We start from the raw sequence: 26,816 nt of genomic DNA, 5'->3' as shown, positions 1-26,816 counted from the left end.
GTTCGATCCTGTCGGTTTCGATACGCGGAGTGGGCGGCGCGGTTCGCGCAGCGGGTTATTTACTGTCGCTCAGTGGGTCGTGGCGGGCGCGTCGTCATGCACCAGCACCAGTTCGCCACGTAGCGAATGGGGGTACGCATGGACGATTTTCACGTCCACCATCTGGCCGATCAGTCGCGCGTGCGACGCAACCGGCGCCGGAAAATTCACCACCCGGTTGTTTTCGGTGCGGCCCGCGAGTTCGTTCGGGTCCTTGCGCGCCGGGCGTTCGACCAGAATGCGCTCGATCTTGCCGACCATCGAATCGCTGATGCGCTGCACGTTTTCTTCGATCGTAGCCTGCAGATGTTGCAGGCGCTTGAGCTTCACTTCGCGCGGCGTGTCGTCGTGCAGATTCGCGGCGGGCGTGCCGGGACGCGGGCTGTAGATGAACGTGAAGCTGGTGTCGTATTGCATCTCGTGCACGAGCGCCATCATCTTGTCGAAGTCTTCTTCGGTCTCGCCGGGGAAGCCGACGATCATGTCGGTGGACAGCGACAGGTCAGGGCGGATCGCGCGCAGCTTGCGGATCACCGATTTGTATTCGAGCACCGTGTAGCCGCGCTTCATCGCCATCAGAACGCGGTCGGAGCCGTGCTGCACCGGCAGATGCAAATGGCTGACGAGCTTCGGCACCTTCGCGTAGGTGTCGATCAGGCGCTGCGTGAATTCCTTCGGATGCGACGTGGTGTAGCGAATCCGTTCGATGCCCGGAATATCGGCGACGTATTCGATCAGTTGCGCGAAGTCGGCGATTTCGGTCGAGCCGAGCGTGATGCCGGCACGGTACGCGTTGACGTTCTGGCCGAGCAGCGTGACTTCACGCACGCCCTGGTCGGCGAGGCCGGCGATTTCGGTCAGCACGTCGTCGAGCGGACGCGACACTTCTTCGCCGCGCGTGTACGGCACGACGCAGTAGCTGCAGTACTTGCTGCAGCCTTCCATGATCGACACGAACGCGCTCGGACCGTCGACGCGCGCCGGCGGCAGGTGATCGAACTTTTCGATTTCCGGGAACGAGATGTCGACTTGTGCGCGGCCAGTTTCACGGCGCTTGTCGATCATTTGCGGCAGACGGTGCAGCGTTTGCGGACCGAACACCAGATCCACGTAAGGGGCGCGCGCCACGATCGAGGCGCCTTCCTGGCTTGCCACGCAACCGCCCACGCCGATGATCAGATTCGGGTTCGCTTCCTTCAACTCGCGCACGCGGCCGAGTTCGGAGAAGACTTTCTCCTGCGCTTTTTCGCGCACCGAGCAGGTGTTGAACAGAATCACGTCGGCATCTTCCGGCGTGTCGGTCTTGACGAGGCCTTCAGCCGCGCCGAGTACGTCGACCATCTTGTCGGAGTCGTACTCGTTCATCTGGCAGCCATACGTCTTTACATAAACTTTCTTGGTCATCGATTTTCGCCGGTCGCAGTGGTTAACCTGGGGGCGTCTTTTAAAAGGTGGAGTGGGGGCAGAACAGGCAGGCAAGGCGCTGCGTAACTCAATATTATAGCCCTTCAACGGCCGGGCTTTCCGCGCCCGCGTTGCCGCCCGGCCGCTCCGGCGGCAAGCCCAGCAGGCTTTCCAGTTCGCCTGAGACCTGCGCGAAGCGCTCGCTCAGGAAATCCAGCAGCACGCGCACGCGCGGCGCCATGAAGCGGTTGCGGTGGTAGAGCGCGTGCAGCGGCGCGTCGGGATAGCGCCAGTCGGGCAGCAGTACTTTCAGGCCGTCGGCGCGCAGATCCGCTTCCACGTCCCACATCGACTTGATCACGATGCCGTAGCCGCGCAGCGCCCATTCGCGGGCGACGGCGCCGTCGTTGGTCTCGCGGGCGGTTTCGAACGGCACCGTGTAGTGCTGCGTTTCGTCGCCGCGCGTGAAGCGCCATTCGTTCGCGAGGCCGGTCGCGGTGCCCAGCACGATGCAGTCGAAATGGGCCAGATCGAGCGGATCTTTCGGTTCGCCCTTGCGCGCGATGTAATCCGGCGACGCGCACAGCACGCGCCGGTTCGGCGCCAGTTTACGGGCCACCAGCGAACTGTCTTGCGGCACGCCGAAGCGGATCGCCAGATCGATGTCTTCCTGCACCAGATTCGACAGCGAATCGGACAGCGTCAGCGCGAACGTCACCTCCGGGTAAAGCGCGTTGAACTCGTCGAGCCAGTGCATCAGCAGATTGCGGCCGAAATCCGACGTCGCCGAAATGCGCACCTTGCCGCGCACCACGCCCTGGCCCGCTTGCAGCGCGGCTTCGGCGTCGTCGAGCGATTGCAGCGCCTGGCGGCAACAGTTCAGGTAGAGGCGGCCTTCGTCGGTGAGCCGGAGCTGGCGGGTGGTGCGCTCGAACAAGCGCGCTTTCAGCCCGGCTTCCAGTTTGGCGAGGCGTGCGCTGGCGGCGGCCGGCGTCAAACCCATCTTGCGGCCCGCCGCCGACAGGCTGCCCTGCTGCGCCGCTTCGACGAAGAGGCGGATGTCACCGAGGTTATCCATCGCGTGGCTTTCAAAAATAATTTGATAATGCTTCAAATGCTACGCCAATTATCAAACCGTCGCTCAGCGCCGACAATCCACTCCTCGAAAACCCTAATGCCTTGCGCTGAGGCGTTCACACCATGCAACTCGATCACGCAACGATCGTCACCGCCGACCTCAACACTGCCCGACGTTTTTTCGTCGACGTCGTGGGCCTGGTCGACGGCGCGCGTCCGCCTTTTTCGGTCGATGGTTACTGGCTGTACGCGAACGACGGCCGGCCGGTGATCCATCTGATCGACGCGACGGTGCCCGCCGTGACCGGCCGAGCGGCGCCGCGTATCGACCACATCGCGTTCCGGCTGGAGAGCGCCGCCGAGTGGCAGGCGTTGCTCGGGCGTCTGCACGCCACCGGCGTGGATTACCAAAGCGCGCAGGTGCCGCAGATGGGACCGCAACCAGCCGAACTGCAGCTCTTCGTGGCGCTCGCGCCGGGCGTCGTCATCGAATTCGTGACGGCGCTGCAGCACGCTCAAACTTGATTCATGGAGTCTTAAAAAATGCCCATTCCATTACTCGCGCTAGCCATTAGCGCATTCGCGATCGGTACGACCGAATTCGTCATCATGGGCTTGCTGCCCGACGTCGCGCGCGATCTGTCTGTCTCGATTCCGTCGGCGGGTTTGCTGGTGAGCGGCTATGCGCTCGGCGTCGCGGTCGGCGCGCCGCTGCTGGCGGTCGTCACCAGCAAGATGCCGCGCAAGCTCGCGCTGCAACTGCTGATGGGCGTGTTCATCGTCGGCAATACGCTGTGCGCGATCGCGTCCAGCTATTCCGTGCTGATGATCGCGCGGGTCGTGACCTCGTTCGCGCATGGCTCGTTCTTCGGGATCGGCGCGGTGGTGGCGGCCTCGCTGGTGCCGGCTGAAAAGCGGGCCAGCGCGATCGCGCTGATGTTCACCGGCTTGACGCTCGCGAACGTGCTCGGCGTGCCGTTCGGCACTTTCGTCGGTCAGGAATTCGGCTGGCGCGCGGCGTTCTGGATTGTCAGCGTGTTCGGCGTGCTGTCGCTGGCAGGCGTGTCGCTGCTGGTGCCGAATCGTCACGACGCTGGTCCGGTCGGTCTTGGTCATGAAGTGCGCGTGCTGAAGGACCCGCAGGTCTGGACCGCGCTCGCGATGACCGTGCTCGGCTTCGGCGGCGTGTTCGTGGTGTTCACTTATATCGCGCCGATTCTCGAGCAGGTGAGCGGTTTCTCGCCGCGCGGCGTGACGTTGATTCTGGTGCTGTTCGGTGTGGGGCTCACGATCGGCAACACGGTGGGCGGCAAGCTCGCGGATCGCGCGCTGATGCCTTCGCTGATGGGTATTCTGGTTGCGCTCGCGGTGGTGATGGCGATTTTCGCGCGCACCAGTCACTCGCAGGTGGCGGCGGCGATCACGATCTTCGTGTGGGGTATCGCGGCGTTCGCGACGGTGCCGCCGTTGCAGATGCGGGTGGTCGAGAAGGCGGCCGCGGCGCCGAATCTGGCATCGACGTTGAACATCGGCGCGTTCAATGTGGGCAATGCCGGCGGCGCGTGGCTGGGTGGGTTGGTGATCAACCACGGGTATTCGCTGGATACGTTGCCGTGGGTCGCGGCTGCGGTCAGTGTGGTGGCGTTGCTGTTGACGTGGTTTGCCGCGCGGAGGGATGCGCCGGGTTCGGCGGTGGCGCAGCGGGCTTAAAAACTGGCGCGGCGGCGCATATGAAAAATTCGCACAAGCTTTGCGAGAATCGTCCTCCGCAATGCTGATAACAGTGTGAAGATAACTTCGTTGGGCGTGGCCAATCGCGATGCTATCTTGCTTCCACTAACTGCTTGCCCGCCGTCCGGCGGCGCTCCTGGAGGCAATCATGCATTCCCCGCTTGCGCTGGTTCGCGATCCCGCGGCTGATACCGCAGCGTCGCCGCGTGCCGCCGAACCTTTCGATGCACTCGAACATCTCGTCGGCGTGAATCTGGCCCGTTTGCGCGCCGAGCGGCAACTGTCGCTCGACGCGTTGGCCCGCGCTTCCGGCGTGTCGCGCGCCATGCTCGCGCAGATCGAATCGGCGCGCAGCGTGCCGTCGATCAAAGTGCTGTGCAAGGTCGCGGCCGCGTTGAAAGTATCGGTCGCCGCGTTTCTGCGACGCCATGCGACCAACGGTTTTGAACACTTGCCGGCCGAGCGCTCGTCGCGGCTCGTCAGTGCCAACGGTCGCTATTCGGCGCGACCGCTTTATCCGGATGCCGAGCCGACCGTCGCCGAGTTTCACGAGTTGCGTATCGCGGCGTTGCATACCGAAGCCGGCACGCGTCGCGCGCCGGGCACCACGGTGAATCTCGTGGTCAGCGAAGGCACGCTTGAAGTCAGCGTGCACGACCAGCGTCAATTGCTCGCCACGGGCGACGCGATCGTGTTCGACGCCGACCAGCCGCACAGCTTGCGCAATCCCGGCGACACCGAAGCGCGCGCATTTCGCGTGACGTTGAAGGCTGAAACGCCGCCGCGTTGGGACGTGCCGGCGTCGCACGAGACCGTGCGTGAAACCACGACGCACGCCGCCACGCGCGACACCGCACATGAAGCGCATGACGCCCATGAACCGGTCCGCGAGGCCGCGCCAGTTTGACCGTAGTTTCAGAACGGACGCGCTCCACACCGACTACGTGGCGTTCTCCATCCGTTCAGTAGGGGTTGCGCTGCAGACCCGGCGTGACTGCTGTATGCTTTGCCAGCCGGTCGTTTCCGGCAAATCAGTGCGTCTTCAGGGCGGGGCGAAATTCCCCACCGGCGGTATGCCGGCAGCGCGAAAGCGTGAGCCGGCGAGCCCGCGAGCGCCCGCATCGCGCGGTCTTTCGAGTCGGAGAAATCGCAGCGGGGTCAGCAGATCTGGTGAGAAGCCAGAGCCGACGGTCATAGTCCGGATGGAAGAAGATGTGCAGATAGTCATGTTCGTTTCCGTGACGCCGCTCGCAGTTTTGAGCGGTGCGCGAGCGTCGCTTTGCGCGGCGTTCAACGGCGCGTCTTTGTCTGTTTGCAATGCCCTGAAACGTTTTTCGCCCAACTTTTGCGATGAGCGTTTCAATCATGACCTTTGCTACTTTTCCTGTTCCGTCGACGATTGCGGATGACGCATTCCTCGATCTCCCGTTGCTCGCCACCGAACCCGTTCCGCCGCGTATCGCCGCCGCGTTGCAAGCCATGCGCGATGGCCGCGCCGTGGTCCTGCAAGACGACCACGATCGTGAGAACGAGGCCGATCTGATCGTCTCGGCCGAGCGTCTTTCCGTCGAAACCATGGCGTTGCTGATCCGCGAATGCAGCGGCATCGTCTGCCTGTGCCTGCCCGACGAGAAGATTCGCGCGCTCGAATTGCCGCCCATGGCAGTCAACAACGAAAGCCGTCACGGCACAGCGTTCACGGTATCGATCGAAGCGCGCGACGGTGTGACGACCGGCGTGTCCGCGCTCGATCGCGTGACGACGATTCGTGCCGCGATCGCCGATAACGCGAAACCTGCCGACATCGTGCGTCCAGGTCACGTGTTCCCCTTGCGAGCGATGCCCGGCGGCGTGCTGGCGCGTCGCGGCCATACCGAAGGCACGGTGGACCTGGCGGTTCTCGCGGGTCTGAAACCGGCCGGCGTGCTGTGCGAACTGATGAACGCCGACGGCACGATGACGCGTGGCGCGGAGGTGGAGCGCTTCGCCGCGCAACACAATCTGCCGATGCTGACGATCGCGGAACTGGTGAAGTTTCGTCAGGCGCTGGCGCAGGCACGCGAGTGCGTGGCTGACGAGGCATGATGAGGTGACGCTGCGCAGGATGACCTGATCGCGCGTGCGTCGCCAGTGCCAGTAGAAATGCAAAAAGGCCGGCTCTCATTGAGAGCCGGCCTTTTTTCTGGGCAACCGCAGGCGCTTACGACTGCTGGTCGCCGAACTCGCCGCGCACGCCGGCTTCCACCAGCGCGGGCAATTCATCCATGTGCTTCATGATGCGCGTCATGCCCATCTTGCGCAGCGCGTCTGCATAGCCTTCCGGAATATGGCTCGCGCCGACGAACGCGATCGTCTTCATGCCCGCCGCGCGCGCGGCGTTCAAACCCGCGACACTGTCCTCCACCACGACACAACGCGACGGTTCCACGCCCAGCGTTTGCGCGGCGAACAGATACACGTCGGGATAAGGCTTGGGTCGCGCCACCTGTTCGGCGCTGAAAATCCGCTCGCCGAAAATCTGCTGCAAACCCGCGCGCCGCACCGACGCATGCACGCGCGCCATGCGGCTGTTCGACACGACGGCCGCCGGCAAGCTGACGCGCTGCAAGGCCTCGCGTACGCCGTTGATCGGGCTGAGCGACGCCGCGAGTTCGAGCTCGACGTTGTGTTCGACGGTGTTCAGGAAATTCGCGGGCAGCGTAATGTCGAAGGACTTCTCGATGCCTTCGAGAAAGCGCGACATCTGCTGGCCAAAAGCCGTTTTGACGACGGGTTCGAAGTCGAGGCCGGGGAAGGTCGCGTTGAGCGTGGCGAGCATCACGCGGTCGGCGATGATTTCGCTGTCGACGAGTACGCCGTCGCAGTCACAGATGAGGTGGTCGATCATGCTTGGGAACGGAAAGCGGAGCGCGCGTTGGCAAGACAGTTGCAAGCCCGTGCGCGCAGATTGAAAGCATCATGATACGTGCTTTGGCGTCGTCTGCGCGACGCCGCTGCGTGCCACTGCGTTCCGCTGTGGCCGGGACGGCCCTCGGAGGTACATCGTCCCGGCTCGGGCCCGCTGTGTCGCGAGCTTAGTGCATGGTGTGCAGGAACATGTACAGCGCTGTGGCCGCCGCGCCGCCCAGCAGCGGACCGCAGACCGGAATCCATGCATAGCTCCAGTCACTGCCGCGCTTGCCCGGAATCGGCAGCAGCGCGTGCATCAGACGCGGCGACAGATCGCGCGCCGGGCTCATCGCGTAACCCGTCGGGCCGCCGAGCGAGATGCCGATACCGAGCACCAGCAGGCCGACCGGCAGCGCGTCGAGCGCGCCCAGACCGACTTGCGGCGACGCCAGATACAGCACGCCGAGAATCAGCACGAAGGTGGCGATCATTTCGGTGAGCAGGTTATGCGGCACGCTGCGAATGGCCGGCGCGGTGCAGAACACGCCGAGCTTCACGTCGGCATCGGCTTCCTTCTCGAAGTGCTGACGATAGGCGATCCACACGAGCAGCGCGCCTGCCATCCCGCCGAGCATTTGCGCGGCCACGTAGCCGGGCACCTTGGCCCATGCGAATTTGCCGGCCAGCGCGAGGCTGATGGTCACGACCGGGTTCAAATGAGCGCCGCTGAACGATGCGGTGACGTAGACCGCGATGAACACGGCCATCGCCCAGCCCATCACGATCACGATCAGGTCCGCGCCCTTGCCCTTGGTGCGCGCGAGCAGCACGTTGGCGACCGCGCCGTTGCCGAGCAGCACCAGAAGCGCGGTGCCGATGAATTCCGCAATGTAAGGAGACATGATTTGGTATCCGAAATATAGTTGTTAGGGAAGCCGCTGGATAAGCGGCTTCTTTATGTCGAAAGTTTGTCTGGTGGAGGGGTAACGCTACGCTCAGGGCGTATCGGCCCACACCTTGGCGGCGCGGATCGCGCGCTGCCAGCCGTCGAGGTTGGCCTTGACCTCGGCGTGCGGCAGTGCGGGCGTGAAGCGACGGTCGAGCGCCCACTGGCTTTGCAACTCGTCCACGTCTTTCCAGTAGCCGACCGCGAGACCGGCCAGATACGCCGCGCCGAGCGCGGTCGTTTCCGACACCTTCGGGCGCACCGCATCGACGCCGAGAATGTCGGCCTGGAACTGCATCAGCAGGTTGTTCGCGCATGCGCCGCCGTCCACGCGCAATTCGCCGATGCGAATGCCGGAGTCGGCTTCCATCGCCTTCAGCACGTCGAGCGACTGGTAGGCGATCGAATCGAGCGCGGCGCGGGCAATGTGCGCCGAGCTCGTGCCGCGCGTCACGCCGAACAGCGTGCCGCGAGCGCGGGCGTTCCAGTGCGGCGCGCCGAGGCCGGCGAACGCGGGCACAAGATACACGCCGTCGGTGTGCGGCACGCCGCGCGCCAACGTTTCGATTTCCGCCGCGTTCTTGATGATGCCGAGGCCGTCGCGCAGCCATTGCACCACCGCGCCGCCGATAAAGATGCTGCCTTCCAGCGCGTAGTTGATCTTGTCGCCGATCTGCCAGGCAATCGTGGTGACGAGGTTGTTCTTCGATTCGATCGGTTTTTCGCCGGTGTTCATCACGAGGAAGCAGCCCGTGCCGTAGGTGTTCTTCACCATGCCCGACTGCGTGCACATCTGGCCGAAGAGGGCAGCGTGCTGATCGCCGGCGATGCCCGCGAGCGGAATCTTCGAAGCGAATACGGTGGTCTTGGTCGGGCCATACACTTCCGACGAAGGACGCACTTCCGGCAGCATGTTGCGCGGAATGTCGAGCGCTTCGAGCAGTTCGTTGTCCCACTGCAGCGTGTGGATGTTGAACAGCATGGTGCGCGACGCGTTGGTCACGTCAGTGACGTGCAGGCCGCCCTTGGTGAAATTCCACACTAGCCAGCTATCCACCGTGCCGAATGCGAGGCGGCCTTGCCTGGCTTTTTCGCGCGCGCCTTCCACGTTGTCGAGAATCCAGCGGATCTTGGTCGCCGAGAAATACGAGTCGATCGGCAGGCCGGTTTTCGCGCGGACTTTTTCTTCGAGACCCTGCTCCTTGAGCTGGTCGCAGAAATCGGCGGTGCGGCGGTCTTGCCAGACGATCGCGTTGTAGATCGGGTGGCCGGTTTCACGATCCCACACGATGGTGGTTTCGCGCTGATTGGTGATACCGATCGCCGCGATCGACGTGCCGTTCATGCCGGCGCGCGTGACCGCTTCGGCGGCGACGCCGGCCTGGGTCGACCAGATTTCCTGCGGGTCGTGTTCGACCCAACCCGGACGCGGATAGATTTGCTGGAATTCTTTTTGCGCCGTCGACACGACATTACCGAGCCGGTCGAACAGCATGGCACGCGAGCTCGTCGTGCCCTGGTCGAGGGCGAGAATGTACTGATCCTGCATTGTCTCTTCTCCATGCGTTTTATGAATCGCCGGACTCTTGAACGGCGACGGGAACGGCTTGTTGTTTTAAGCGGGCTGCAACAGCAACAGATGTGGTGGTGCGTCCCGGCTTGCTTCAGCCGAGGGGTGAAAGGAATCCGGTTTGCCGCGAGCAGCGAAGGCGCTGCTCGCTGATGTGCCTGACTACGCGCTCTGTCGGAACGGTTCGCGGACGAACCATGCATCGATTTCTTGCGTGATCGAATCGAGCGTGCCCGGTTCGACGTGCAGGCCGAGTTTCGAACGGCGCCACAGCACGTCCTGAGCGCTGCGGGCCCATTCGGTGTCGCGCAGGTAAGTCAGTTCGGCTTCGTAAAAACCTGGCGCGAAGGCGCGGCCGAGGTCTGCAATCGAGTGCGCGTTGCCGATCACGTGCTTGACGCGCGTGCCGTACGCACGGGCCAAACGGTGCGCGAGGTCGGCCGGCAGCCAGGCGTGCTGCTGCTTGAATTCGGTCAGGAAGCGCTCGAAGTTCGCGTTCGGCATGTCGCCGCCGGGCAGTGGCGCGCCGGCCGTCCACGAAGCTGCGCTCTTGTGCAGCGCGTGCGTGAGTTTGTCGACGGCTTCTTCCGCAAGCTTGCGGAAGGTGGTGATCTTGCCGCCGAACACCGACAGCAGCGGGGCTTCGCCCGCGGGCGAATCGAGTTCGAGCGAGTAGTCGCGCGTGACCGCCGACGGATTGTCCGCGCCTTCTTCCTCGAGCAGCGGACGCACGCCCGAGTAGGTCCAGCGCACGTCGGCCGGCGAGATCTTCTGCCTGAAGTAGCGGTTGATCGAGTCGCACAGGTACTGCGTTTCTTCCGGCGTGATCGCCACTTGCGACGGGTCACCGCGGTATTCGATATCGGTGGTGCCGATCAGCGTGTAGTCGTGTTCGTACGGAATCGCGAAGATGATGCGCTTGTCCGGATTCTGGAAGATGTACGCGTGATCGTGGTCGAACAGGCGCCGCGTGACGATGTGGCTGCCTTTCACCAGGCGCACGCTGTGCGACGCTTCGCGGCCGAGCGCACCATGCAGCAGCTCGCCGACCCACGGGCCCGCGGCATTCGCGATCGAAGCGGCGCGCACGTCGAGAATCGTGCCGTCCGCGCGCTTCAGTTGCGCGCGCCATTCGCCGCCGGCGCGCACCGCGCTGACCAGCCGCGTGCGGGTGAGAATCTTCGCGCCGCGCTCTTCGGCGTCCAGCGCGTTCAGCACGACGAGGCGCGCGTCGTTGACCCAGCCGTCCGAATACACGAAACCGCGCTTGATCGAATCGACCAGCGGCGCGCCTGCGGGATGGTTGCGCATCACGATGCCGCGCGAACCCGGCAGCATTTCGCGTTTGGCGAGGTGGTCGTACAGGAACAGGCCGGCGCGGATCATCCACGCCGGGCGCAGATCGGGCATGTGCGGCATCACGAAGCGCAGCGGCCACATGATGTGCGGCGCCGCGCGCAGCAGCGTTTCACGTTCCTGCAGCGCTTTGCGCACCAGGCCGAACTCGCGGTATTCGAGGTAGCGCAAGCCGCCGTGAATCAGCTTGGTGCTGGCCGACGACGTATGCGCCGCCAGATCGTCCTGTTCGCAGAGCAACACCGACAGGCCGCGGCCCGCCGCATCGCGAGCGATGCCTGCGCCGTTGATCCCGCCGCCCACGACGAGCAAATCGTATCTCGAGCCTTGCGTCACCTGCTGTGTCCCCTGCGTCTGTTTTCGGAAAGCCGTTAGGAAAAACTATCGAACCGATAGTGTTCGTTTTCGAACTTTAATGAACATATTCGAAAAAGTAAAGTTCGCTTGTCTTAGGGGAACCTCTAACTCGGTGGTCGAGGTGGTGGCGCAACGCGCGGCCACGGACGATACTCTCGGCAGCAGCCATTTCGAGGTGAATTCATGCGTGGACTTTTGATGATTGGCGCCGCCGTACTGCTCGCGGGATGCGTCAGCTCGCCGAGCCTGAGCGGCACGATGGGCGCACCGTCGTTCGTGTCGTTGCAGCAGATGTGCAGCGCCCAGACGGTCGACTACGGCAAAGACGCGCAAAGCGTTTACGACGCGCTGTTCGATGCTTATGTGGCGAACCGCCACGGCAAACTGTCGAAAGAGGATTTTTGCGGATTTCAGGCTTCCATCGCGCAGCGCTTTGCGAGCCAGGGTTTGAGTACGGATCCGCAGGTGCGCAATCAGTGGGTGGCGTTCTTTATCGATCAGCGGGCCAAGGCGTTGAGCTGGCGCGCGGCGGCCGATCCGACTTTGCGGAACGGTTGAGGCGGGGGCGCTGCGGGAACGGTTGGGGTGTTGGCCGGTCGCTTGAGTGGGCGGCGTGAGTTGGTGCTTAAGACCGGGCTGTGCGGCGGCTATGGCTGTGGCTGAGCGCCGCGCCACAACATCCGGCGAAGCTGGGCGAGCACCGCTTCCCGCGTCGGTGCCGTATGCCCGGCCGGTTGCTGCGCCTCGGGCAACGGCAACTGATTGGCGAGCGCGAGCATCGTGAATCCGTGCAGACTTGCCCAGTACGCATAGCCAATCAACTGCGGATCGCCTTCCAGAAGACCTGCGTCGACCAGCTGTTCGAAATGCGTGGTCAGCATTTCCTGCGCACGCAGCGCCGCAGCGGCGAGATCCGGATAGCCGCCTTCCGGCTGATTCACATCGAACATCAAACGGTACGCGTGCGGTTCGTCGAGGGCGAACGCGACGTAGGCGTCGCTCACCGCCAGACGATTGTCGCCGGACGCGTTCCCCGCGGCGGCTTCGAGGTGCAGCGCGAAACGATTGAACGCGGCGGCGCGGACCATCGCGAGAATGTCGTCCTTGTCGCGGAAATAGCGGTAGGGCGTCATTGCACTGCAGCCCAGCTCTTTCGCCAGTTCGCGCATCGTCACGCCCTGCGCGCCGCGCGTGGCGAACGCGTTCTCTGCTACGCGGCGCATCGCTTCGCGGAATTGCTGGATGTCGTCGGCGGAAAGGGTTTTGGGCATGCGCGAGCGGTGGAAGTCCGTCGCGTCAATTTACTGTGTAAATGCGTTGCGCACAACAAAAGCGGGCGTTCGGATGAACGTCCGCTTTCATTCAGGGTAATAAGGCAAGCCTGCCGTCCGACTGACGCTACGAAAAACGTTTGATCGCCCGCAATGCGCTGTCGCCGATTTCAGTCACGCGCCATTGTTCGTTGCCCGACGCGAGCCGTTCGAGTTGGACCAATTGGCGTTCCAGCAGGGCGTCGAGTTCTTCTCGCTCCATGTCGACTTGATGGGGAGCGTCCTTGACGAGCAACAACGTGGCGAATTCATGCGGACTTAGCATTGTTCTCTCCATGTCAAGCAAACGCGGACAGCCTTGTCGGCAACTGGCCAGGTGCCAGTGAAGTCCGCTAGAGGATCAGGCGGGAAGTACGGTTCACACGACAGATTCACGCAGCCGCCGCTACGCAAATTGCGCAACAGACGCCGGGGAACTGGAGTGTAGTCAACCGCACGTTAAACACCAAAGGGGCCCCAGTAAATTTTCCCTTTGACAATCCGGTGCTGCCGAGGCGGTTTGGAGCCTCGGCTAAAAGCTTGATTTCACTCGAAGTTTCGCGTGCGGTGCAGCATGGCGGAAAACGCCTGGGCGGGGTGGGTGGAGCAGGGGAAAATTGGGCACGACGCGGCGGCAAGTTGTCGTCGGCTGGGAGGCGACGCAACCGCAACTGGGAGGCGACGCAATCTCGACTCAGCGCCAACCCACCCGCCGCACCTAACGCCACTTACTCGGCGATATACACCTGGCAATTCGCCGCGATCAGCGTCTCGGCCATTTCCGCAGGCGGCGCGGCGTCCGTAAAGAGTGCGTCGATCTGATCCAGATGCCCCTGACGAACCAGCGCCGGTCGGCCGAATTTGGAGTTGTCGGCGGCCAGAAACACCGTGCGCGCATGCTCGATGATTGCTTCGGCCACGCGCACTTCGCGGGTGTCGAAATCGCGCAGCGTGCCGTCCGTTTCGATCGCCGAGGTGCCGATGATCGCGAAATCCACCTTGAACTGGCGAATGAAATCGATTGCCAGTTCGCCCACGATGCCTTTGTCCCACGGCCGCACGATCCCGCCGGTGACCAGCACCTCGCAATCCGGATAGCCGCTCATCATGCTGGCGACGTTCAGATTGTTGGTAATCACGCGCAGCCCGCGATGCCGGTTCAGCGCGCGGGCCACTTCTTCGGTCGTGGTGCCGAGGTTGATAAACAGCGACGCCTGATCGGGAATGTGAGTGGCCACTAACGCCGCGATGCGCCGTTTCTCTTCGTGGAACATGCGCTGACGCGCGGTGTACGAGACGTTTTCGGAACTGGTCGGCAGACTCGCGCCGCCGTGATAGCGGCGCAGCAGATTCATGTCGGCGAGCCAGTTGACGTCGCGGCGGATCGTCTGCGGCGTCACGTCGAAGTGGGCCGCGAGGTCGTCCACGGTCACGAAGCCGTCGCGTTGCACCCACTCCAGCAGTTCCTGTTGCCGGGCATTGAGAGTCAGGCGGGGGTCTCGGGTCATGTGTCTCGGTTCGTGGGTTTTTTGTCGGCGCCGGCCGCCACCGACGCTGCAAGCTAATCTGGAACGCGGCGGAGGCGTGAACGGCGATAGGGCTATTGTAAGACCATCGCCGGGGTTGTCTGCCAGGTTGTGCGACATCCATAAGATACCGGACGACTTACCCTCGATCCATTCAGGCCATTTGCGCATTTATTCATTTGATAAATGAATTTGTTTTTTGGGCCAGATCGCGCTGCAATCCGAGGTCCTGCGCTGTCTGTATGTGATCCGCATCTGATCCGACGTTGATTCAATTCCCCCTGGTTGCCGGCCGCTGTCACGAGCCGGAACCGCGCTTTCGAGAGTGTTCGACATGACTGGCTTCAACTGGCAAAACCCTTACCCGACGCCGCGTCTGCCCGTATTCGCGCGCAACATCGTTTCGACTTCGCATCCGCTCGCCGCGCAGGCGGGACTGCGCATGCTGTGGAAAGGCGGCAATGCCGTCGACGCGGCGATCGCCGCGGCCGCCGCCATCACGGTGGTCGAGCCGGTGTCGTGCGGCCTTGGCGGCGATGCGTTCGCACTGGTGTGGGACGGCAAGAAACTGCATGGTCTGAACGCGTCCGGCGTGTCGCCGGCGGCGTGGAACGTCGACTACTTCAAGCGCAAGTACGGCGAGGAAAACGGTCTGGCGAAACAACCCAAGCGTGGCTGGGACGCGGTGACGGTGCCCGGCGTGATCGCCGGCTGGGAAGCGCTGCATCAGAAGTTCGGCTCGCTGCCGTTCGCCGACCTGATGGAACCGGCGATCGAAATCGCCGAGCGCGGCCACGCGGTGGCCAGCATCGTCGCCTATAAATGGGCGGCCGCCGTGCCGGAGTTGAAGGATCTGCCGGGCTTCGCGCAAACCTTCATGCCGCGCGGCCGCGCGCCGGAAGTGAGCGAACTGGTGCGCTTTCCCGGCCACGCGAAGACGCTGCGCAAGCTCGCCGAGCAAGGCCCGCGCGCGTACTACGAAGGCGAGATCGCCGAACAGATTGCCGCGTTCGCCCGCGAAGGCGGCGCCGCGCTGACGCTCGACGACCTGCGCAACTACCGCGCGGATTGGGTCGAGCCGATCGGCAAGGAATATCGCGGCCACACCGTGCATGAGATTCCGCCGAACGGCCAGGGCATCGCGGCGTTGATCGCGCTGGGCATCCTCGAAAAATTCGACGTGAAGGAACTGGCGGTCGACAACGTCGAGTCGCAGCACTTGCAGATCGAAGCAATGAAGCTGGCGTTCGCCGATGTCTACCGTTACGTGGCCGATCCGCGTTCCATGGACGTCACGCCCGAGCAGATGCTCGACGACGCTTACCTCACGTCGCGCGCGAAGCTGATCGATCACAAGCGCGCCACGCAGTTCGACTTCGGCATGCCGAAGGCGGGCGGCACGATCTACATGTCGGTGGCGGACGAGCGCGGCATGATGGTCAGCTTCATCCAGTCGAACTACATGGGCTTCGGCTCGGGCATCGTGGTGCCGGACAGCGGCATCGCGATGCAGAACCGCGGTTGCGGTTTTTCGATGGACCCGAAGTCGCCGAACGTGGTGGAAGGCGGCAAGCGGCCGTTCCACACGATCATTCCGTCGTTCCTCACGCAGCAGGTAGACGGCCGCCAGGAAGCGGTGATGAGCTTCGGCGTGATGGGCGGCGACATGCAGCCGCAAGGCCATCTGCAATCCATCGTGCGGATGCTCGACTACGGCCAGCAGCCGCAGGCCGCGTGCGACGCGCCGCGCTGGAAGGTCAATCGCGACTTCACGATCGACATCGAATCGACGCTCGATCCGCGCACCGCCGAGGCGTTGCAGAAGCTGGGCCACACGATCAAGTCGGTAGACGATCCGTACATGGATTTCGGCTCCGGCCAGTACATCTGGAAGCTTGATCGCAACGAACCGGAGCGCGGTTATGTGGCGGCGAGCGATAGCCGTCGCGACGGCCTGGCGGCCGGCTTCTGATTCCGTCACACAGGCGAAGCGGCGCGGTTCAGGAGGTTCAGGACGCCGCGCTGTTTCGCGTTTGACTCACGGGTAGTACCGGAGACGACGCGGGTTCGTGCGGGGCTTCGGTGCGTTTGTGGGGTATGCATTAAGCATGGTTAGTGGCGCTTCAGGCCCATCACGGTTCAGACCGGTATCAGACAAGGTAGAGACATCATGCACACCCCCGCGTCGCCTTCGGCGGCAGTTTCCCCTCTTGCCGCGCCCGCACCGCTTTCCAAAGCCATGGTGCGGCGAATCGTGTTTTCCTCGTCGGTTGGCAATGCGCTCGAGTGGTTCGACTTTCTGGTCTACGGCTACTTCGCGACCATCATCGCCAAACAGTTTTTCCCGATGCAGGACGAGTGGCTGTCGACGCTGCTCGCCATCGCCACCTTCGGCATCTCGTTCCTGATGCGGCCGCTGGGCGCCGTCGTGCTCGGCACGTACGGCGACCGCAGGGGCCGCAAGGCGGCGCTGACGCTCGCCATCGCGCTGATGATGGTCGGCACCTTCACGATGGCCGTGATGCCGCCGTATGCGTCGATCGGTCTGGCGGCGCCGGTGCTGATCCTGCTCGCGCGGCTCGTGCAAGGTTTCGCGGTGGGCGGCGAGTTCGGCAGCGCGACGGCCTTCATGGTCGAACACAGCGCGTCGCGTCGCGGCTATTACGCGAGTTGGCAGTTCGCGAGCCAGGGGCTCGCGGCGATCACCGCTGCGGCCTTCGGCTCGCTGCTGACCGCGTGGATGCCGCCCGAGCAACTCAATAGCTGGGGCTGGCGTCTGCCGTTCATGTTCGGCTTGCTGGTCGGGCCGGTGGGCTATTACATCCGCTCGCACCTCGACGAAACGCCGGAGTTCCTCGCGCTGCACAAAGCGCGTGAAGCCCGCGAGGCGGCCGGCCTTCGCCCCGTCGCGAACGATCAAGAAGCGAACGGCGCCTCGTTCTCCAGCCAGTGGGTCAATCTGCTGCTTGCCGTGGGCATCGTGGCGCAATCCACGGTGGGCGTGTACGTGCTGCAGTTGTACATGCCGATGTACGCGGTCAAGCAGTTGCACATGCCGGCGGCGGCATCGTTCGGCGTGGTCGTGCTCAACGGTGGCCTGCAGTTTCTGCTGTCGCCGGTCATGGGCGCGCTGTCGGATCGCATCGGCCGGATTCGCATCATGCTGACGACGTCGGTGTTGATGGGCACGCTGATCTATCCGATGTTCGCCTTGCTGCAGTCGCATCCCACCATCGGCTGGTTGCTGCTGCTTCAAGGCACGGCGGGTATTTTCAAAGCCGCTTACTCCGGACCGATGCCCGCGCTGATGTCCGAGATCTTCCCGACGCAAGTGCGCTCGACCGGTCTTTCCATTGGTTACAGCATCGGCGTGACGATTTTCGGCGGCTTTGCGCCGACGATCGTCGAGACCTTCATTCACGTGACCGGCGACAAACTCGCGCCAAGTTATTACGTGCTGATCGCCGCGGTGTTGTCGGGGTTGTCGCTGGTGGTCGTGGCGTTTCGCATGCGCCGGGTGCGCCTGATGCAGGCCGTTCAGCCGGCCTGAGCGGATCGATCCACGCCTTCGCTTAGCCCGTCATGGGCCGATTCGAAGCCGCTCGAAGTAGCTTCTCCCAAAGCAAAAGCCAGCTCGTCGAGCTGGCTTTTTTTGCTTCATGCAGGCTGAGTTTTTGTCAGACCGAAGAGTTCGACTACCCGCGAATTGGAACTGTAACGACCCGGCATGGTCTGTGCTGGGTTATCTGCAGAGTTGCGAAACACCGGCTAAGATGCAAGATACAAGGGGTTAACTCTAATTCAAAGTGCTGTATCTGACACGGCGGACCGTCCTGCGAGAGCCGGCGGTTGCGGGCATGCTTCACGAGTCGATACAGCTTTCGGAGCAAGACAAGATGCACACAGAGCTGAACCACGTCATGCCTTGGCGGATCGAGGATATCGACCTCACCCGCATTGACCGGCAGAAGGCGGTTGCCAATGAAGATCTGTTGCTGCTGTTGTGCGCCGCTTCGTTTATCGAAAGCGGCACCGACCTTTATACAAGCAATCTGAGTACTTTTTTTGACGGCGATCCGGAAGTGTCGGCCTGGCTCAACAACGAGTGGGAGCCGGAGGAAATGCAGCATGGCCGCGCGCTCAAAACCTACATCGCTTATGTGTGGCCCGAGTTCGACTGGGACAAGGCGTTCAGCCAGTTCATGGAAGAGTACTCGCTGACCTGTTCGATGGAGGATTTCGAAAAGACTCGCGCGCTCGAAATGGTGGCGCGCTGCGTGGTGGAAACCGGCACGGCCACGTTGTATCGCGCGATCGGCGAATGCTCGGACGAACCGGTGCTCAAAGAGATCACGGACAACATCCGCGTCGACGAAGTCCGTCACTACAAGCACTTTTTCCGGTTCTTCAAGAAGTACAACAAGATCGAAGGCAACGGCCGTCTCGCCGTGCTCGGCGCGTTGATGCGCCGTGTGATGGAGATGAAGAACGAAGACTCGGAAATCGCGTTGCGCCATGTGTTCGCGGTGCGTTATCCGGAGCGCGTGCATGACTCGGCGTATAACCGCGAACGCGCGGCGCGGATCAATGCGTTGGTGCGGCGTAATCTGTCGGCCGATATGTGCGTGAAGATGCTGCTCAAGCCGTTGGATCTGCCGGCGCGTATTCAGCCCGGCGTGCATTACCCGCTGGCGAAGATCACGCATTATGTTTTCTTCCGCTGATTGACTGGTTGCCTGATCGACTGGTCGACGTAAAAGTTTGACGATGCAAATGGCCCGCTGACGCGGGCCATTTGCTTTTCGAGGCATGATGCGGACTTAGCTATTTCTTGTCATCGGAGCGGCACGACCATGAGCGATTCTCCCGCACCCGAACGTTCGCTGGAACAGACCGTGTTCGATGAATGGCCCGACGCCGTGCGCGCGTTGTTCGACGGTTCGTCGCTGGCGAGCAAGATGGGCTTCACCGCGTCGCTGTTGAGCGTCGATGCGAACGGCCATATCCGCAGCTCGCTGCTCGGCGTCGGCGAGTTGTATGCGCCCGATTCGCGTACGCTGTGCATCGCGTTGTGGCCGCAGGCAAGGGCGACGCGCGCGATCACGCAAAGCGGGCGCGCGGCGCTGAGCTTTGTTTGCGATGAGGTGTTCTATCAGGTGCAGTTGCGCGTCAAGCCATTAGCGAGCGCGGCAGGCGACGATAGCGGGCTGGTCTATCTGATCGGTTCGATCGACACAGCGGAGGCGCAGAGCGTGCGTTATGCGCGTCTGACGAGCGGCATTACGTTTGAACTGGCAGGGGAGAGGGAGACGGTGCTCGATCGATGGGAACGGCAGATCGAGCACCTGAAGCAGGCGGCGGCTGGAGCCGGACGCCTTGACGCGTAATGCAGCTTGAAGCTTGACGCGGCTTAGCGCCCGCGCTGACCGCTGCGCGACGGCTGGCCGCCACGCGGTCCATCATTACGCGGCTTCGCGCCACCCAGCAACGCGCCCGGATTGCCGCCTTGCGGCTTGTTGCCCTGCGGCTTGCGCGGCGCATGCTGCGCGCCGCTGCCTTCATGCGCGACCGCGCGCGGACGGTCGTCCTGACGCTGACCGTCACGGCGCGGCTGACCGCCGTTGCCGGCCGGCTTCGCGCCTTGCGGCTTCGGCTGTTGCTGGCCACCGGCCGGGCGTTGACCCGAGCGTTGCGCCGGCTTCGCGGCACCCGCGCCATCGCGCTTCGGCGCGCCTTGACCCTGACGCGGCGAACGTCCGCCACCACCACCGCCGCCACCCTGGCCGCGACGCAGAATCGGCTCCGGCTTCGCGGTCGGATCCGGTTCGAAACCGGCGATCACTTCCTGCGGCACCGCACGCTTGATCAGCTTCTCGATGTCCTTCAGCAATTGCAGTTCGTCGACGCACACCAGCGAAATCGCTTCGCCGGTCGCGCCCGCGCGGCCCGTACGGCCGATGCGGTGCACGTAGTCTTCCGGCACGTTCGGCAGATCGTAGTTGACCACGTGCGGCAACTGATCGATATCGATACCGCGTGCGGCGATGTCGGTCGCCACCAGCACTTGCAGCGTGCCGTCCTTGAACTCGGCGAGCGCGCGCGTGCGTGCCGACTGGCTCTTGTTGCCGTGAATCGCGAGCGAGCTGATGTCGTCTTTGGTCAATTGCTCGGCCAGACGATTCGCGCCGTGCTTGGTGCGCGTGAACACCAGCACCTGGAACCAGTTGTGCTGCTTGATCAGATGCGTGAGCAGCTCGCGCTTCTTGTCGCGGTCCACCGGGTGAATCTTCTGCGCGACCGATTCAGCCGTCGTGTTACGGCGCGCGACTTCGATCAGCGCCGGCGAGTCGAGCAGATTGTCGGCAAGTGTCTTGATTTCGTCGGAGAAGGTCGCCGAGAACAGCAGGTTCTGACGCTTCGGCGGCAGCTTTGCGAGCACGCGCTTGATGTCGTGGATGAAGCCCATGTCGAGCATGCGGTCGGCTTCGTCGAGCACGAGAATCTCGAGATGCGACAGGTCGATAGTCTTCTGCTGCATGTGATCGAGCAGACGGCCCGGCGTCGCGACGACGATGTCCACGCCGCTGCGCAGCGCGCCGATCTGCGGATTGATGCCGACGCCACCGAACATCACGGTCGACTTCAGCTTCAGATACTTGCCATACGCGCGCACGCTTTCTTCGACCTGGGCGGCGAGCTCACGCGTCGGCGTGAGGATCAGCGCGCGCACGACGCGCTTGCCGGAGGCCGTCGTTACGCCGGGCATGCTGTTCAGGCGCTGCAGGATCGGCAGCGTGAAGCCGGCGGTCTTGCCGGTGCCGGTCTGCGCGCCGGCCAGCAGATCGCCGCCGTTGAGCACGGCCGGAATAGCCTGGGTCTGGATCGGAGTCGGGGTGGTGTAGCCGAGTTCGTGTACAGCGCGGACCAGCGGTTCGGACAAGCCGAGGGAATCAAAAGACATAAAAGCTCTTTGCAATGCAGTTTCGCGAACGGCACATAGGGGCCCAAACAGGCATGAACGCGGCATCGACACACCCGCATGGCGTGTTCGAGGCCCCGAGCCCAGTTCCGGTCGCAGAGAAATCGGCGGCACGCGGGACACGCATGCCGAATGCTTCAACGCGCTATCAAGACACGTTGACTGGCCTTAAGTTGCATTTCGCCGCCGTGGGCGTGTCACGCGACGTAGCGCGCGACACTGACGAATTGACACAGACTGCCCGCCAGTACGAACAGGTGCCAGATACCATGTCCGTGCCGGATGCGCTCGTCGTTGATGAAGAAGTAGATGCCGGCGCTATAGATGATCCCGCCGGCCACGAGCCAGGCGGTACCCGCTGCCGGTAAAGCTTGCACCAGCGGGCGGACGGCAACGAGCGCGAGCCATCCCATCAACACATACAGCACCATCGAAACGCTGCGGGTGCGTCGCCCGAGCGTCAGTTCCTGCACGATGCCGAGAGCGGCAAGCCCCCAGCTTACGCCGAATAACGACCAGCCCCACGGCCCACGCAACGTGACAAGCGTGAACGGGGTGTAGCTGCCGGCGATCAGCAGGTAGATCGCCGAATGGTCGCATTTCTGCAGAACCGCTTTGACACGCGGGTTGCGCACGCTGTGGTAAAGCGTCGAGATAGCATACAGCACGATCAGCATCGCACCGTAGACACTGAAGCTGACCACCTTGTACGCGTCGCCGTCGAGCGCGCCCATCGTGACGAGCGTAGCCAGCCCCGCCACCGACAGCACGGCGCCGACGAGGTGGGTAATGCTGTTGAAACGCTCACCGACATGCACGGCTCTTTCCTCCTGCGCGGTTTCATCGGACTAAAAGTGCCCATATGATACCGGTCCTGAAAAAACGAAGGGCGCGGCCGCGTTTTCCGCAGGCCGCGCCCAGGGTGCGACGAACGCTGCTTAGTCGAGCGGCGCCGAACGCAGATCGGACACTTGCTGCGGCGACACCGCCGTGCCGTGGTTGCCCCACGACATACGGATGTAGGTCACGACAGCTGCGACTTCCGTGTTCGACAGGGCCTGCGCGAACGGCGGCATGCCGTACGGATGCGGGTTGCCTTCCGTGCTCGGCGGATAACCGCCGTTCAGCACCATACGGATCGGATTGACCGCCGACGGCATCTGGATCGACTGGTTATTCGCCAGCGGCGGGAACGACGGCGGCATGCCGAGGCCGTTTTCCGCGTGACACTTCGCGCAGTTGTCAGCGTAGATCTTCTGACCTTGCTTCAACAGTTCGCCGCCGAACTTTTCCGACGTTTCGAGCTGCAGCGCTTCCGGTGCCTCGCTCTTCTGCGGAATCGTCTTCAGGTACGTGGCCATCGCGTTGATGTCCGTGTCCGACATGTACTGCAGGCTGTTGTGAACCACTTCGGCCATCGGACCGAACACCGCGCCGCGGCTCGACACGCCGGTCTTCAGCAGATCGGCGATGTCTTTGGTTTCCCAGTCGCCGAGGCCGGCTTCCTTGTTCGACGTCAGCGACGGTGCGTACCAGTTCTGCAGCGGGATCAGACCGCCGGCAAATGCCGCCGAGCTGACCGGGCCGCCCATGGCGTTGATCGACGTGTGGCACATGCCGCAATGGCCGAGGCCTTCGATCAGGTAAGCACCGCGATTCCATTCGACCGACTTGGTCGGATCCGCCTTGTACTCGCCTTCACGGAAGAACAGCGTGCGCCAGCCGATCAGCATGTTGCGCTGGTTGAACGGGAATTTCAGTTCGTGCGGACGGCTCGCCACGTTGACCGGCGTGACCGAACGCAGATACGCGTAGATCGCGTCCGAGTCGGCGCGCGTGACCTTCGTGTAGCTGGTGAACGGGAAGCCCGGATACAGCAGGCTGCCGTCTTTCGACCGGCCGGTGTGCATGGCGCGGTAGAAGTCGTCCTGCGTCCACTTGCCGATGCCGTATTGATCGTCGGGCGTGATGTTCGGCGTGAACATCGTGCCGAACGGCGTGGCCATGGGCAGGCCGCCGGCGAATTGCTTGCCGCCGCGCACCGTGTGGCAGGCGATACAGTCGCCGGCGCGGGCGAGGTACTCGCCCTTCTTGATCAACGCGGCCTGGTCGGCGGGCGTTGCGGCCATGGCGGAACCGTTATGCAGGTTGTCGCCGCCCGACCACAGGACGGGAACGAGCGCGGCAGCGGCTACGACGATGACTGCCGAGAGGGCGAACAAAGACTTGCGTTTCATTTAGTGTCTCTCCCGGTGCCTTATTGCGGTTCGCTGCCGCAGGCAAGCGGAGTCTTCATCGAGCGGGCCGGAGCCGGCACGGGGTTTTGTGGAGCCTTCTGCGTGGCGAGCCACGAAGCGACGGCGTTCACATCTTCGTCGGTGAGGCGCGTGGCGATGGTGTGCATGCAATCAGGCGCGATCGCGTGACGCGAACCCGAGCGCCAGGCGCCCAGTTGCGCGCTGATGTAGTCCGAATGCAAGCCGACCAGCCCCGGGATAGCCGGTTGCATGCCGGTCAAGCCCTTGCCGTGGCAGGCCGCGCAAGCCGGAATCTGTTTGGATGTGTCGCCATTCAGCACGATCTGCTGGCCGCGATCGAGCGTGGTTTGCGACACGGTCGGCTTGGCCGGCGTCGGATACGGCGGACGCTGTTGCGAGAAGTAAGTGGCGATCTGATGAAGGTAGTCGTCGGAGAGATACGTGACGAGGTAGTTCATGGGCGGGTACTTGCGGCGCCCTTCGCGGAAATTCTGGAGCTGGTTGTACAGATAGTCGGCCGGCTTGCCCGCGAGACGGGGGAAGTAGTCGTTGTCTGTACCTTGGCCGTGGCTGCCGTGACATGCCGTGCACCCTTGCACGCGCGCTTCCATCGTGTCGGGGGCCTTCGGTTGAGTCTGCGCTTTCGCAGCGCTATAGACACCCGCGGAGCCGATCAGCAGAAGGGCGAGCAACGGGCGGAAAAGGCGTCTTGAAGACACGCGTAACTCCATCAATATCGGGGACCTGACCGAACTTCGAGCGGCTCGGTGTGAAGGGCAGCCGGCGCTGCGGCGACGCAGCATTCTATCATCGAAGGCTGATGCTGACTATTTGGCACATTAGAGAAGGTTCCGTGTGTCACCGCGATGCGACAGTTTGACGCTGGCCTATGTTTCGTGCTGCTTGCCTGCCATTCGACGTCCGAAGCTCGCGGCCAGGCGCTGGGAGCGGGTCCGTCGCGCCGCCGAAAACAAACCAGGTTGAACCGACGCGCGCACGCGCCATCGAAGCGTACACTTCCGGGCTCGCCGGCCTCTGTCCGGCCGGGACGTGCCCGGTTCGACGTCCACCGTTTTCCTGATCATCCGCTATCGGCCCTACATGAAGCTATTCAAATTTTCCCGTACGACGTCGCGTGCGTTGGCGCTCGGCGTCGCGGCGCTGCTTGCCGCGTCCACTGCGTCGACCGCGTTCGCGCATGCGCATCTGGTGTCGAGCGAGCCGGCGGCGAACGCCGCGGTCGCCGCGCCCACCGAAGTGACGATCCATTTCACCGAGCCGCTCGAGCCCGCGTTCAGCCGGATCGAGCTGGCCGACGCAAGCGGAAAGCCCGCGCTGCCGGCGGCATCGGCCGCCTCGCTGGTCGATAAGGACGATGCCAAGGTTATGCATCTGCCGTTGCCGCCATTGAGCGCGGGCCGCTACGCGGTGCATTGGACGGCGGTGGCCACGGACGGCCATCGGACCCAGGGCAACTTCGCGTTCATCGTCCAATGAGCTTCGACGGATTGTGGATCGGGCAGGTCGCCATGGCCGCGCTCATGAACGTCGCGTTTGCGTTTGCCGTCGGTTCGGCGTTGCTCGGCGCGTGGCTCGCCAAAGACGCGCAGACCAGGATCTCGCCGGCCCGCCCGGCCTGGTTGCGTGCGCAACGGTCGATGCTGACCGCCACCGTCGTGCTGGTGCTCGCCGACCTCGGCTGGCTGCTGTATCAGGCGGCGTCGATGAGCGGCGTGGCGTTGCCGGCGGCCATCGGCGTGGTGCCGACGGTGCTGACGCAAACCCATGTCGGCTATGGCTGGAGCGTGGCTTTCGCGGGTGCGCTGGTGTTGCTCGGCACGGCCATCACCAGTCATACCGGGATGGTGCGCAATGCGCTGCTGTGGCTCGCGGTGATCGCGGTCGCGGCCGGCAAGGCGTCGCTCGGTCATGCGGCCGATGCCGGCGTGGCGTCGGCGGCGATCGGCATGCAGACGTTGCACGTGCTGGTGACCAGCGTGTGGGGCGGACTCGCGATGGCGGCCGGGCTCTCGGTGCTGCCCGCGCTCGGCACGTCGACCGCGCGCGGCATGCTGATCCGCACGGCGACGCAGGTGTCGAATGTGTCGGTGGTGGCGGTCGGGCTGGTGCTGCTGTCGGGTATCTTCAACGCGGTGCGCGGGTCGGGCGGGTCGTTCGAAGCGATCGAACTGAGCACGTGGGGTCATGTGCTGATGCTCAAGCTCGCGCTGGTCGGGATGGCGCTCGTGCTTGGCGGCCTCAACCGCTTTTCGGCGTTGCCGCGCCTGCGCCGCACGGCGTCGACGATGGACGCGCATACCTTCGTCAACGTGCTCTATCTGGAAGCGCTGGCGATGATCGGCGTGTTCGTCGCGGCGGCCGCGCTGTCGCATAGCGTGCCGGCGTTCGCGGCGCTGGGTTGAGCGGTGCGCGTGAGTCGCGCTGGCTGAGCTGGCGCGGCCCAAGCACCGCTGTTCGGGCAAGCACCGCAAGCACCAACGCCCCGCGTCACGCAACGATCACGTCCGTCATGCGCCACTTCTGCAACACCCATCCGCCAGACAAAACAGATCAAGCAGACCGATCAAGCAGATAAAAAAGCGCCGCACAGCAAAAGCGTGCGGCGCAATACACACGGTCGCCTGGCGGTGGCCAGCACATCCGTTACTGCTCTTTAAGCGGCGAGCGCATGGCTCGCCCGCTCGAGGGTCTCCTCCGGAAACATCTCCTGCTGGAGTTCCCCCGCGTCGCTGAACCACTGGCAGATCAGCCAGTTGCCCGGTGCGAACAGCACCGGCCCGTTCCAGATGGCTGTCATCGGACGCCCGCCTGACTTCAGCCTCAGTACCTCGCCCGCGCGATACGCGGGTGTCGCGTGTCGCCTTGTCAATCGCATGGTGAGTTCCCGTCGAACGAAAAAGGCTTACTCGAAGCCGAGCCGGTGGCCGAGGATCGGCGCGCAGAACAGCGCGATCGCGCAGCCGGCGGCCTTGCCTTCGAGTTCGGCGCCCGCGGTGCGCGAGCCGTACAGATGCGTCAGCAGATCGAAAAGCTGCGGCAGGCAATAGATCACGGCCGCGCTGATGAAGCATTTCTCGACCACCGAGATGCGCCAGCCGCGTTCGAATGCGAGCGCCGCGCCGACGATGCGCAGCACGCCGAACATGACCAGTGCGCCGACGGCGGCCTGTTCGCGGATCAGATAGTCAGGAAGGAATTCGCCCATGATGGTCCCCGATGCATGTGGTGTTTGCATGCATTTGAGCAAGGACCGGGCCATGTGTATGTCTGATGCCGAACAATCGGCTGGCAAGCCTTGATGGCTAAGGCTTTGCACGGAAATAGCAGGGACCTTGAAAGAGCCCGCAAACGCC

General features: G+C 63.5%; 25 protein-coding genes, 1 pseudogene and 1 riboswitch. Of the genes and pseudogenes, 11 read left to right on the top strand and 15 right to left on the bottom strand.

All coding sequences use genetic code 11. The features are described 5' to 3' along the window. Window positions 1-69 precede the first annotated feature (69 nt). Entirely contained in the window at window positions 70-1,443 is a 1,374-nt protein-coding gene (miaB, locus tag HWY05_RS14885) for a tRNA (N6-isopentenyl adenosine(37)-C2)-methylthiotransferase MiaB (RefSeq protein WP_035548494.1), read from the bottom strand. Window positions 1,444-1,537: 94 nt separating this feature from the next. Continuing rightward, the gene (locus HWY05_RS14880) at window positions 1,538-2,521 is read right to left on the bottom strand and encodes a LysR family transcriptional regulator (protein WP_176058809.1); all 984 of its coding nucleotides are present in this window, start codon (window positions 2,519-2,521) and stop codon (window positions 1,538-1,540) included. 122 nt (window positions 2,522-2,643) lie between these two features. On the opposite strand from HWY05_RS14880, the gene HWY05_RS14875 reads away from it, so the two are divergent. From HWY05_RS14875 to ribB, 4 genes and pseudogenes are all read left to right on the top strand, one after another. Further along, a complete protein-coding gene (locus HWY05_RS14875) occupies window positions 2,644-3,045 on the top strand; it encodes a VOC family protein (RefSeq protein WP_176058808.1) in 402 nt (133 codons plus the stop codon). A gap of 18 nt (window positions 3,046-3,063) precedes the next feature. After that, window positions 3,064-4,230 (top strand): MFS transporter, encoded by a 1,167-nt coding sequence (locus HWY05_RS14870; RefSeq protein ID WP_176058807.1) that lies wholly within the window; start codon window positions 3,064-3,066, stop codon window positions 4,228-4,230. A gap of 169 nt (window positions 4,231-4,399) precedes the next feature. Then, window positions 4,400-5,053: pseudogene (locus HWY05_RS14865) on the top strand (XRE family transcriptional regulator); the annotation flags it as partial. Window positions 5,054-5,285: 232 nt separating this feature from the next. Further along, a riboswitch (FMN riboswitch) is annotated at window positions 5,286-5,469 on the top strand. 147 nt (window positions 5,470-5,616) lie between these two features. Then, window positions 5,617-6,336: a 3,4-dihydroxy-2-butanone-4-phosphate synthase gene (gene ribB / locus HWY05_RS14860; protein WP_176058806.1), complete on the top strand. Its 720-nt coding sequence runs from the start codon at window positions 5,617-5,619 to the stop codon at window positions 6,334-6,336. Between the two features lie 115 nt (window positions 6,337-6,451). On the opposite strand, the gene HWY05_RS14855 is transcribed toward ribB, so the two are convergent. From HWY05_RS14855 to glpD, 4 genes are all read right to left on the bottom strand, one after another. Then, window positions 6,452-7,138, bottom strand: a complete 687-nt coding sequence (locus HWY05_RS14855; protein ID WP_035548485.1) for an HAD family hydrolase — start codon at window positions 7,136-7,138, stop codon at window positions 6,452-6,454. Window positions 7,139-7,325: 187 nt separating this feature from the next. After that, the gene (locus tag HWY05_RS14850; RefSeq protein WP_035548482.1) at window positions 7,326-8,042 is read right to left on the bottom strand and encodes an MIP/aquaporin family protein; all 717 of its coding nucleotides are present in this window, start codon (window positions 8,040-8,042) and stop codon (window positions 7,326-7,328) included. A 93-nt stretch (window positions 8,043-8,135) separates the two neighbouring features. Next, window positions 8,136-9,635, bottom strand: a complete 1,500-nt coding sequence (gene glpK, locus HWY05_RS14845) for a glycerol kinase GlpK (protein ID WP_176058805.1) — start codon at window positions 9,633-9,635, stop codon at window positions 8,136-8,138. 183 nt (window positions 9,636-9,818) lie between these two features. After that, entirely contained in the window at window positions 9,819-11,348 is a 1,530-nt protein-coding gene (gene glpD / locus HWY05_RS14840) for a glycerol-3-phosphate dehydrogenase (RefSeq protein ID WP_176058804.1), read from the bottom strand. A gap of 204 nt (window positions 11,349-11,552) precedes the next feature. Here glpD and HWY05_RS14835 point away from each other — a divergent pair, with 204 nt between their 5' ends. Beyond that, window positions 11,553-11,927: a hypothetical protein gene (locus tag HWY05_RS14835; RefSeq protein WP_081935750.1), complete on the top strand. Its 375-nt coding sequence runs from the start codon at window positions 11,553-11,555 to the stop codon at window positions 11,925-11,927. Between the two features lie 89 nt (window positions 11,928-12,016). Here the strand turns inward: HWY05_RS14835 and HWY05_RS14830 are convergent, their stop codons facing one another. The 3 genes from HWY05_RS14830 to HWY05_RS14820 form a co-directional block, all read right to left on the bottom strand. Beyond that, a complete protein-coding gene (locus tag HWY05_RS14830) occupies window positions 12,017-12,640 on the bottom strand; it encodes a TetR/AcrR family transcriptional regulator (RefSeq protein WP_176058803.1) in 624 nt (207 codons plus the stop codon). Window positions 12,641-12,767: 127 nt separating this feature from the next. Then, window positions 12,768-12,965 carry a hypothetical protein gene (locus HWY05_RS14825; protein ID WP_035548469.1) on the bottom strand — a complete coding sequence of 66 codons (198 nt, stop codon included), beginning with the start codon at window positions 12,963-12,965 and terminating at the stop codon, window positions 12,768-12,770. Between the two features lie 442 nt (window positions 12,966-13,407). After that, window positions 13,408-14,187: a DeoR/GlpR family DNA-binding transcription regulator gene (locus HWY05_RS14820; protein ID WP_035548466.1), complete on the bottom strand. Its 780-nt coding sequence runs from the start codon at window positions 14,185-14,187 to the stop codon at window positions 13,408-13,410. Between the two features lie 352 nt (window positions 14,188-14,539). On the opposite strand from HWY05_RS14820, the gene HWY05_RS14815 reads away from it, so the two are divergent. The 4 genes from HWY05_RS14815 (at window position 14,540) to HWY05_RS14800 (ending at window position 19,592) form a co-directional block, all read left to right on the top strand. Continuing rightward, on the top strand, window positions 14,540-16,177 hold the full coding sequence (locus HWY05_RS14815) for a gamma-glutamyltransferase family protein (protein ID WP_035548463.1): 1,638 nt from the start codon (window positions 14,540-14,542) through the stop codon (window positions 16,175-16,177). A gap of 198 nt (window positions 16,178-16,375) precedes the next feature. Continuing rightward, window positions 16,376-17,755, top strand: coding sequence for an MFS transporter (locus HWY05_RS14810; protein ID WP_176058802.1), 1,380 nt, complete (start codon window positions 16,376-16,378; stop codon window positions 17,753-17,755). Between the two features lie 346 nt (window positions 17,756-18,101). Continuing rightward, window positions 18,102-18,929, top strand: a complete 828-nt coding sequence (locus HWY05_RS14805) for a ferritin-like domain-containing protein (RefSeq protein WP_035549498.1) — start codon at window positions 18,102-18,104, stop codon at window positions 18,927-18,929. Between the two features lie 129 nt (window positions 18,930-19,058). Continuing rightward, window positions 19,059-19,592: a hypothetical protein gene (locus HWY05_RS14800; protein WP_176058801.1), complete on the top strand. Its 534-nt coding sequence runs from the start codon at window positions 19,059-19,061 to the stop codon at window positions 19,590-19,592. Between the two features lie 23 nt (window positions 19,593-19,615). Here the strand turns inward: HWY05_RS14800 and HWY05_RS14795 are convergent, their stop codons facing one another. The 4 genes from HWY05_RS14795 to HWY05_RS14780 form a co-directional block, all read right to left on the bottom strand. Further along, window positions 19,616-21,166, bottom strand: a complete 1,551-nt coding sequence (locus HWY05_RS14795; protein WP_035548455.1) for a DEAD/DEAH box helicase — start codon at window positions 21,164-21,166, stop codon at window positions 19,616-19,618. Between the two features lie 215 nt (window positions 21,167-21,381). Further along, on the bottom strand, window positions 21,382-22,002 hold the full coding sequence (locus HWY05_RS14790; RefSeq protein ID WP_035548452.1) for a hemolysin III family protein: 621 nt from the start codon (window positions 22,000-22,002) through the stop codon (window positions 21,382-21,384). A gap of 120 nt (window positions 22,003-22,122) precedes the next feature. Then, window positions 22,123-23,421, bottom strand: coding sequence for a cytochrome c (locus HWY05_RS14785; protein ID WP_035548449.1), 1,299 nt, complete (start codon window positions 23,419-23,421; stop codon window positions 22,123-22,125). 20 nt (window positions 23,422-23,441) lie between these two features. Further along, the gene (locus HWY05_RS14780) at window positions 23,442-24,173 is read right to left on the bottom strand and encodes a c-type cytochrome (protein ID WP_035548447.1); all 732 of its coding nucleotides are present in this window, start codon (window positions 24,171-24,173) and stop codon (window positions 23,442-23,444) included. 370 nt (window positions 24,174-24,543) lie between these two features. Between HWY05_RS14780 and copC the strand changes: the two genes are divergently transcribed. Both copC and HWY05_RS14770 read left to right on the top strand, forming a co-directional pair. Further along, complete coding sequence (gene copC / locus HWY05_RS14775; RefSeq protein ID WP_176058800.1) at window positions 24,544-24,939, top strand: copper homeostasis periplasmic binding protein CopC; 396 nt, start codon at window positions 24,544-24,546, stop codon at window positions 24,937-24,939. Further along, window positions 24,936-25,865, top strand: coding sequence for a CopD family protein (locus tag HWY05_RS14770; protein WP_176058799.1), 930 nt, complete (start codon window positions 24,936-24,938; stop codon window positions 25,863-25,865). The genes copC and HWY05_RS14770 overlap by 4 nt, the downstream gene beginning before the upstream one ends. 251 nt (window positions 25,866-26,116) lie before the next feature. Here HWY05_RS14770 and HWY05_RS38635 read toward each other — a convergent pair whose 3' ends face one another. Both HWY05_RS38635 and HWY05_RS14760 read right to left on the bottom strand, forming a co-directional pair. Continuing rightward, window positions 26,117-26,338 carry a YodC family protein gene (locus HWY05_RS38635; RefSeq protein ID WP_176058798.1) on the bottom strand — a complete coding sequence of 74 codons (222 nt, stop codon included), beginning with the start codon at window positions 26,336-26,338 and terminating at the stop codon, window positions 26,117-26,119. Between the two features lie 27 nt (window positions 26,339-26,365). Further along, entirely contained in the window at window positions 26,366-26,668 is a 303-nt protein-coding gene (locus HWY05_RS14760; RefSeq protein ID WP_176058797.1) for a hypothetical protein, read from the bottom strand. Window positions 26,669-26,816: the final 148 nt, after the last annotated feature.

Origin of the sequence: Paraburkholderia sp. BCC1876 (assembly GCF_902833695.1) — a bacterium.
Classification (GTDB): Bacteria; Pseudomonadota; Gammaproteobacteria; order Burkholderiales; family Burkholderiaceae; genus Paraburkholderia.
Note: the sequence above shows the minus strand (reverse complement) of the source record. Positions and strands in the feature narration are given on the sequence as shown.

What these genes read in the sequence shown, in the direction of transcription:
- miaB (WP_035548494.1), bottom strand. Translation starts at nt 1,443, where the DNA reads ATGACCAAGAAAGTTTATGTAAAGACGTATGGCTGCCAGATGAACGAG.
- HWY05_RS14880 (WP_176058809.1), bottom strand. Translation starts at nt 2,521, where the DNA reads ATGGATAACCTCGGTGACATCCGCCTCTTCGTCGAAGCGGCGCAGCAG.
- HWY05_RS14875 (WP_176058808.1), top strand. Translation starts at nt 2,644, where the DNA reads ATGCAACTCGATCACGCAACGATCGTCACCGCCGACCTCAACACTGCC.
- HWY05_RS14870 (WP_176058807.1), top strand. Translation starts at nt 3,064, where the DNA reads ATGCCCATTCCATTACTCGCGCTAGCCATTAGCGCATTCGCGATCGGT.
- ribB (WP_176058806.1), top strand. Translation starts at nt 5,617, where the DNA reads ATGACCTTTGCTACTTTTCCTGTTCCGTCGACGATTGCGGATGACGCA.
- HWY05_RS14855 (WP_035548485.1), bottom strand. Translation starts at nt 7,138, where the DNA reads ATGATCGACCACCTCATCTGTGACTGCGACGGCGTACTCGTCGACAGC.
- HWY05_RS14850 (WP_035548482.1), bottom strand. Translation starts at nt 8,042, where the DNA reads ATGTCTCCTTACATTGCGGAATTCATCGGCACCGCGCTTCTGGTGCTG.
- glpK (WP_176058805.1), bottom strand. Translation starts at nt 9,635, where the DNA reads ATGCAGGATCAGTACATTCTCGCCCTCGACCAGGGCACGACGAGCTCG.
- HWY05_RS14835 (WP_081935750.1), top strand. Translation starts at nt 11,553, where the DNA reads ATGCGTGGACTTTTGATGATTGGCGCCGCCGTACTGCTCGCGGGATGC.
- HWY05_RS14830 (WP_176058803.1), bottom strand. Translation starts at nt 12,640, where the DNA reads ATGCCCAAAACCCTTTCCGCCGACGACATCCAGCAATTCCGCGAAGCG.
- HWY05_RS14825 (WP_035548469.1), bottom strand. Translation starts at nt 12,965, where the DNA reads ATGCTAAGTCCGCATGAATTCGCCACGTTGTTGCTCGTCAAGGACGCT.
- HWY05_RS14820 (WP_035548466.1), bottom strand. Translation starts at nt 14,187, where the DNA reads ATGACCCGAGACCCCCGCCTGACTCTCAATGCCCGGCAACAGGAACTG.
- HWY05_RS14815 (WP_035548463.1), top strand. Translation starts at nt 14,540, where the DNA reads ATGACTGGCTTCAACTGGCAAAACCCTTACCCGACGCCGCGTCTGCCC.
- HWY05_RS14810 (WP_176058802.1), top strand. Translation starts at nt 16,376, where the DNA reads ATGCACACCCCCGCGTCGCCTTCGGCGGCAGTTTCCCCTCTTGCCGCG.
- HWY05_RS14805 (WP_035549498.1), top strand. Translation starts at nt 18,102, where the DNA reads ATGCACACAGAGCTGAACCACGTCATGCCTTGGCGGATCGAGGATATC.
- HWY05_RS14800 (WP_176058801.1), top strand. Translation starts at nt 19,059, where the DNA reads ATGAGCGATTCTCCCGCACCCGAACGTTCGCTGGAACAGACCGTGTTC.
- HWY05_RS14795 (WP_035548455.1), bottom strand. Translation starts at nt 21,166, where the DNA reads ATGTCTTTTGATTCCCTCGGCTTGTCCGAACCGCTGGTCCGCGCTGTA.
- HWY05_RS14785 (WP_035548449.1), bottom strand. Translation starts at nt 23,421, where the DNA reads ATGAAACGCAAGTCTTTGTTCGCCCTCTCGGCAGTCATCGTCGTAGCC.
- HWY05_RS14780 (WP_035548447.1), bottom strand. Translation starts at nt 24,173, where the DNA reads ATGGAGTTACGCGTGTCTTCAAGACGCCTTTTCCGCCCGTTGCTCGCC.
- copC (WP_176058800.1), top strand. Translation starts at nt 24,544, where the DNA reads ATGAAGCTATTCAAATTTTCCCGTACGACGTCGCGTGCGTTGGCGCTC.
- HWY05_RS14770 (WP_176058799.1), top strand. Translation starts at nt 24,936, where the DNA reads ATGAGCTTCGACGGATTGTGGATCGGGCAGGTCGCCATGGCCGCGCTC.
- HWY05_RS38635 (WP_176058798.1), bottom strand. Translation starts at nt 26,338, where the DNA reads ATGCGATTGACAAGGCGACACGCGACACCCGCGTATCGCGCGGGCGAG.
- HWY05_RS14760 (WP_176058797.1), bottom strand. Translation starts at nt 26,668, where the DNA reads ATGGGCGAATTCCTTCCTGACTATCTGATCCGCGAACAGGCCGCCGTC.